The sequence below is a fragment of the Mesorhizobium vachelliae genome, from assembly GCF_033977325.1.
GTDB lineage: Bacteria > Pseudomonadota > Alphaproteobacteria > Rhizobiales > Rhizobiaceae > Mesorhizobium > Mesorhizobium vachelliae.
In genome coordinates this window covers 1-5,647 of record NZ_JAVIIR010000046.1, presented here as the reverse complement: position 1 = coordinate 5,647, position 5,647 = coordinate 1, and the positions used below count along the sequence as shown (strand labels likewise).

At 64.4% G+C, this 5,647-nt stretch carries 4 protein-coding genes; all 4 read right to left on the bottom strand.

The annotated features are described in order from the left end of the window. Positions 1-237 precede the first annotated feature (237 nt). The 4 genes from RFM41_RS33820 to RFM41_RS33805 are packed head-to-tail and all read right to left on the bottom strand — an operon-like array spanning position 238 to position 5,467. Positions 238-693 (bottom strand): hypothetical protein, encoded by a 456-nt coding sequence (locus RFM41_RS33820; RefSeq protein ID WP_320253486.1) that lies wholly within the window; start codon positions 691-693, stop codon positions 238-240. Continuing rightward, the gene (locus RFM41_RS33815) at positions 680-2,539 is read right to left on the bottom strand and encodes an integrase (protein WP_320253485.1); all 1,860 of its coding nucleotides are present in this window, start codon (positions 2,537-2,539) and stop codon (positions 680-682) included. Before RFM41_RS33815 ends, RFM41_RS33820 begins: the two co-directional genes overlap by 14 nt. 2 nt (positions 2,540-2,541) lie before the next feature. Next, positions 2,542-4,338 (bottom strand): hypothetical protein, encoded by a 1,797-nt coding sequence (locus RFM41_RS33810; protein ID WP_320253484.1) that lies wholly within the window; start codon positions 4,336-4,338, stop codon positions 2,542-2,544. Further along, complete coding sequence (locus RFM41_RS33805) at positions 4,328-5,467, bottom strand: tyrosine-type recombinase/integrase (RefSeq protein ID WP_320253483.1); 1,140 nt, start codon at positions 5,465-5,467, stop codon at positions 4,328-4,330. Before RFM41_RS33805 ends, RFM41_RS33810 begins: the two co-directional genes overlap by 11 nt. Between the last annotated feature and the right edge of the window lie 180 nt (positions 5,468-5,647).

Below are 5,647 nucleotides of genomic sequence, written 5' to 3'. Positions count from 1 at the left end.
TTCATGAAGGCATAGGTCATTTGTCAACCCGTCTTGTTAAAGTTAAGCCATTGATGTGCAACGAGCCTTTCGATCGGAGGCTAAGAGGACGTATTCTTCGATCTCGGAGGCGTCATGCCACGTCGCCGGAACCGCCAAATTCCTCTCTTTCCCGATCCGTTTGGCTCGACCGGTCCCTCCGCCGCCCTCTGCCTCTCCCGGCCGCGCACCGGCCGGGCGCCGTGACCAGGTTAGCGGTCAATCTTGTTTGCCGGGTCGCCTTGGAGCTTCGCGAGTCACGAGCGTGGGCGCCCTGAGTTTGGCGAGCTCACGCGAGAGCTGGGCGTTTCGCTCTTCGCTGCGTTTCCAGAGCTCCTCGGCTTCCAAGGCGCGCCGCAGCAGACCGGCATTCTGGGTGGCAAGCTTGTCGAGTGCCTGTCCAAGCGCGCGGACTTTGTCCCGGTCTGCCTGCTCATCACGCCGGCGTGCCTCGGGTCCGGCGGCCCGGCGCGCCGCCAGGTCGCGCAGTTCACCGAGGATATCCGCGTGGCCGACATAAATCGCGTTGCGGCCGACACCTGCCTCGCGTGCTAAGGCCGCGGCTGTCAACGGCCTCGACGGATCGGCAGAGAGCCCGAGAAGAGCATCGCGCAAGCGCGCCTTGGTTCGCGCGTGGCGACGCTGCTGTGGGGAGAGTTTCTCAGTCTCTGCCATTGCGCCCGGCTCCACTATTCAGCGTCGTCAGGATCTGCCGGCATTCGGCGATCCGGGACTCGACCAGCGCGCGGCTTTCATGATTGAGACCGGTGCGCAGAAGCAGCGTCTCGTTGCGGGCCAGCCTGGCCGCCCAGACTGGGCGATGCTTCTCGGACACCACGAAGTTGGAGCAGGCCGCGCATGTGCTCTGGGTTCTGAGCACGGGATTCGGGCCGTGCTCATTTCCCTTACAGGCGGCGGTTTCCTGGCGGTACAGGCAGTAGCCCCAGTCGCAGACGCCCAAGCGCATGCCGGTATCGGCCAGCAGCGCATCGACATAGGCGTCGAATTCCCCGTCACGGGTTCGACCCCGGAACGGTGAGCGTTCCGACAGCCTGCGCCCCGCCTTGCCTGCGAGCCTTGGCGCGAGCAGCATTTCTTCCAGCGCATGCCGGGTCTCCTCGACAACATGGGTATCGATGAGCTCGGCGAGTTCGAAGTCGGTGCCTACATAGCCTCGATCGGTGATGGCCCGCGTCATATGGCCGAGATGCTTTTGAAGAGCGAACAGGCCGGTGCGGTCACGCCGGCCCACGAAGCGCGCGAAGGTCTTTCGCCCCTGATGGGTGGTCAAGCGCCAGGGCGCGCCTTCATGAGCCGGCAGGCCGAGGAACGGCGCAAAGTGCGCGTTGAGGCGCAGATTTATGGCCAGTCCGGTGATCGATCGGATCGGCGCGTCCGACGTGCGGGTGACACTGTTCAGCGGCGATTGCACGAGCCATAGCAGGTTCTGCCCGGATATCACCCGCAGCGGAGCCGAGAGTCGCTCCATCACATCGATGGCGCGCTGGACGGCCTCAGGCGCAATCCAGCGATGCGGTTTACCCTTGTCGTAAGGGAACGCCTTATGGATCGACCCGACCAGCCACGCATGAGACTTGTTGTCCGCCTCGTCCCGTTCATGTTCGATGCATCCGGCTTTGAGTGTCAGGATTTCCGAGACCCTAGCGCCGATCAGATAGGCGATCACAACGAAGCAGGCGTCGGTGACGCGGTCGGCGAGGAAGTTGAGCTGGCGCAACGCCCCCTTCGGCGTCACATGGGGCCTGTCCCACTCCGGCAACAAGGGCAGCCGGGCTTTCAGGGCATCCATCATGCGGATGCGCGCGGTCATACGGGCTCTGCCCTCGGCACGCGCGTTATCGAAGATGCGCTGCATCTCATCGCGAAGACCGATGATCCTGTCGGCCGGCTCGTCTATAAGTCGCAGCGCGCCGGAGATGAGAGGGATCGCGATCGGATCGGGCGTATATGGCAGCGGAACCGGTCGCGCCCAGATTCCGGTTTCACGTGTCGGCTTCCGGTGCGGTGCACAGGCTGGGGCATCGGAGAGCTTGGCCCGCTGCAGATACATCATGCGCAGAAGGCCGAGGCAATTCTGGACGGTTGCGGCGGCAAGCGGTCCACCATTGTTCCCACGACGTTGTTCGAGCGCCGCCAAGAGGCGGTCGATGGCGGGCTCGTTGATATCCGCGAAGCGCCGCGTCCTGTCCGCCGCCATCCAAAGGATGATCAGCCTCAGGGTGCGGAATGCGCTCGGCAAAGAGCGCAGGCTCAAGGGCCTGCGCTGGCTGCCCGGCGGGTCCTCATGCAGCGACCACAGGAACGCCTTGGCGGCCTGACGCAGAGACGACCATTCGGAGGCGGTAAAGCGACTGCCATCCGGCATGGCAAAGCCCCAGTCGATCACCGCCGTGCTGGGCCTGCGCGCCGCACCTACCGGCATGCGCCATATATCTAGCTCATAGTCGGGCAGATCGTCGCTTTGCGCGGAAAGGGGCGCGGCTGTGACATCGGCGTCCATGGCTACTCCAGATCCGGTAGCGGCGGCAGAGTCGCCGCGATGCGCCTGGCTTTAGGCAAGAGCTCGTCCGGAAAGTCCGGGAGGAGATCATGTGTCAGTGCGCGCAGGCTCGAGGCGTAGAAGAGGGCCCATCGCTGCGGATCGATCCGATCGCGCGCCTCCTCCAGATGAGCGCGCGCCTGAAGAATGCGTGCTAGGTGTTCGGCGTCGAGGGGGACGACGAGCCCCGGGCAGGCGAGGCAACCGCCAAGCTTGGGGCACAGGCCACCGGCGCCGCTGACGGGCGCCAGGCAATCATTCCCAAACAACACGCTGGCCGTCTGACGTTCACCGGCGCCCGATGGCGCCACAGGACGCGGTATGACCCACGCGAGCATTAGCTCCTGCAGGCGGGCTATTGTTTCCCGCTCGATCCGTTGAGCGGCAGCGCCCTCGATATAGGCACTGGTGGTCGCGACGCTTACATGATTGAGCACCGCCTTGGGCGCGAGGATATCGCCCTCCGAGGCTTCATAATGCGCGGTCGCTACGCTGCCGCGGAACAGACCGGCCGAGAAGTCCGGCAACAACCGTCGCGGACGCTCGGGGTGAGCAGCATTCCAGGCCTCGATCCTTTCGTTCGACCGGACGATGAACCGGCAGATGGCTAGGGCGAGGGTTTCCCAGCGGATCACGCCCGCGAGATGGCGGTGGCCCCGCGCCCGCGAACTTCCCATGCGTCGGATCAGAAAGAGCCGATCCCGATCCTGCTCCCCGACATGCGGCAGAAGCGGTGCCGTCATCTTCAGCAGCATCTCGACAAGGCGCGGCGCCGATCTGGATCGGCGCCGGTCGAACGATCGTCGTTGCATGCGTTTGATCCGCCCGCCCGTCTTCGGCTTGAGCCACTCGATGAACATCCGCTCCTCGTCGAGCGGATGCGGAACCAGGCAATCCCGGCGAATGAGGCGCAGAGGGTCGGGATTGGCCGCCGTCTGGATTGCCAGGGCGATGTAAAACGGAACAAGGGTATCGGTGATGAGATGGTAGTGCCGCGCAAAGCCGCGCTGCCGCCCGTAGAGAAGCAGCGTATCCTTGCCCAAGCCATGCGCCCGCATCTGCTCAACAGTTGGCGCAATGCCACGACCAGCGCGGTGGTGAAGCCAGATCAGGCGATCCTTGCCGATGCCCCGCGGGATCAGCGGCGGCGGTTCCGGCAGCGCCGCGATCGCCTGACCATATTGGAAGGTCTCCCAGGCTTCGTCGATTTCCCGGTAGCAGGCGGCCAGGATCGCCTTCATGTCCTGCGATGACAGCCTTCTTTTCGGCTGCCTGTGCTTGTGCGAGTTCGGGAAGAGATAGGCCGGGATGGTGCGCGGACCGCCGAAGACGTCGGGATCGTCATGCGCGGCGCGCTCGATCAGGGGGCGTAGCAGCGACACTTGCCCCGCTAGGCTCTGCGGACCACGGGCCCGGTCATGCCGCTCCGCCATCCAGCCTGCGAAGCGCCGGAGCAAAGCGTCATCGAGGTCGCGCGCGGTCTCGACATCGCGACGATCGCGCAGGAACTCCGCGATTTCCTTCAGCGCATGCCATCGGGCCGTCCGGGTCTTCCTCGCCCCCGCGAGATCATGCACATGGAAAGCGCGCAGCAGAATGGCCGCCAGATCGGCGGGCACTCCCGCCAATTCGGCGATGTCGAAGGTCTGTTCGACATTTCCCCACGCGTCATTGAAGATGACGCGGGCCGGCATCGCCGCGAGCGGCACCGTTTCGTCGACCGGCGCGAACCGGCGGTCGATTCTGGACTTAGCCCTCATCCGGGATCACCTCGCCGTAAAGGAATGATAGGCTTTCGGCGAGGTCGCGTTCGTGAAGCTCGACACAGCGAAGATATATCGCTGTCGTGTTGATCGAGGCATGTCCCATCAGAACCTGCAGAACCTTCAGCGGGTTGAGATCGGGATTGGAACGAGCCTGGTGTTGCAGGCGCACCAGCATCGACATCGCGAACGTGTGGCGCAACCAATGAAGCGTCCCGTCGATGCCGGCGGCGGCGAAGGCCGCGGCCAGTTTCGCCGTCAGGCGTGCACGGCTGAGCGGAACGCCGTGCGCGTTGAGCAGAAGATTGTCCAGCGCCCGGTAGCCTGGATGCGTGCTCCTGGCACGCCGGACAATGGCGCTCCGCACCTCGCCGATATACCAGTTCGTGCGGTCGATCAGCCGTAGCGGCGGATAAACGGTGCGCGGCTTGCTACCCTTCGTGATCGTCAGCGGTACGCCCACAAGAGGCTGCGACTCCGGATCGATGGCGAAGGAATCAGGAATGAGCCCGACGCTCAGTCCACACAGTTCCTTTCGCCGCAGACCGGCCGTCAGCGCCCATTCGGCAGCAAGCCGCGCCGTCGGATCGAGTTGCTTGAACAAGCTGGCCAGCTCATCCCGACGCAGGGGCCGCGGAAGTCGCTCGGCACTGCGCACCGTCAGCCGGTTGACCGCGGAGCGGAGCAGGCCAGATTGATGTTCCCCAATGCCTAGCGTGATCTGCTCGACACGCCGAACCGGAGAGGCCGCGACAAGGTCATGGTCCCGCGCCCAGTCATAAAAGCGGCAGACGGTCGAGACGCGTGCGTTGATCGTCGAACGGGCATAAGGTCGGCCGGTGTGCGGGCTTGGCGCCTCGAGCATCCGGTTCCGATATGCGGCGATTACACCTTCGTTGGCGTCACGCCAGCCCCGGTTCGACTGTTCCAGGGAATCGAACCAGTCATAAAGGTGTTCGCCATATGTCCGCACCGTGTCGCCCGCGCGTGAGCGGCCGCGAACCACGGCATGCTCCATCAGCCAGGCGAAAGCCGGTTCGATGATCGCCATGTCGGCGTCCAGCAGAATCGGGAAGCCCTCGGGAATACCCGTCTCGCCCGGTGTCGCTCGGATGATCGATACCATCGACTTTGCGCCCCTCAAATTCTACGGCGGCGCCCGCTGGCGCAATCCAGGCCGGCCACCGCCAGCTTTTTGGATAGCGCGTCGGCCGGCCTGGATCGCACCAGCGCCAACGTCGTGCATCGACACTACCCAACAATGATGACGCTGAAGATACAGCGTCGAAACGCAACCTAAGAAGCT